The 807-nt window shown below is 43.0% G+C and carries 1 protein-coding gene; it reads right to left on the reverse strand.

All coding sequences use genetic code 11. The annotated features are described in order from the left end of the window. On the reverse strand, positions 1-807 hold an 807-nt coding region (locus ABDH49_09190), incomplete at both ends, for an SBBP repeat-containing protein (GenBank protein ID MEN3047114.1).

The following is an 807-nucleotide window of genomic DNA, read 5'->3' on the forward strand; positions in this document are numbered from 1 at the left end:
ACCCAGCCACGAAAACATTTCCACCTCCATCTGTTGAAATTGAATATGCCCGATCACTCCCACTTCCCCCATAATAAGTAGCCCACTGCCTTACTCCTGAATTCGTGAATTTCAATATAAATGCATCATCACCCCCCGCATTGCTTCCCTGATAATATGCACCTGCGCCTGGATTATAGGTCGGAAAATTTGTTGAAGTAGTCCATCCAGCCACGAAAACATTTCCACCTACATCTGTTGAAATTGAATTTGCAAAATCATACCCACCTCCCCCATAATAAGTAGCCCACTGCCTTACTCCTGAATTCGTGAATTTCAATATAAATGCATCAACAACCCCCGCAAAGCCCTGAAAATATGCACCTCCGCCTGGATTATAGGTCGGAAAATTAGCTGAAAAAGTAAACCCAACCACGAAAACATTTCCACCTACATCTGTTGAAATTGAATATGCAACATCACCACTACTTCCCCCATAATAAGTAGCCCACTGCCTTACTCCTGAATTCGTGAATTTCAATATAAATGCATCATCAACCCCCGCATTGCTTCCCTGATAATATGCACCTCCGCCTGGATTATAGGTCGGAAAATTTGTTGAATTAGTCCACCCAGCCACGAAAACATTTCCACCTACATCTGTTGAAATTGAATTTGCCCAATCATCCCCACTTCCCCCATAATAAGTAGCCCACTGCCTTACTCCTGAATTCGTGAATTTCAATATAAATGCATCAACACCCCCCGCATTGCTTCCCTGAAAATATGCACCTGCGCCTGGATTTTGAGTCGGAAAATTTGTTGAAG

It is taken from the genome of Candidatus Hydrothermales bacterium (assembly GCA_039630235.1).
GTDB lineage: Bacteria > Hydrothermota > Hydrothermia > Hydrothermales > JAJRUZ01 > JBCNVI01.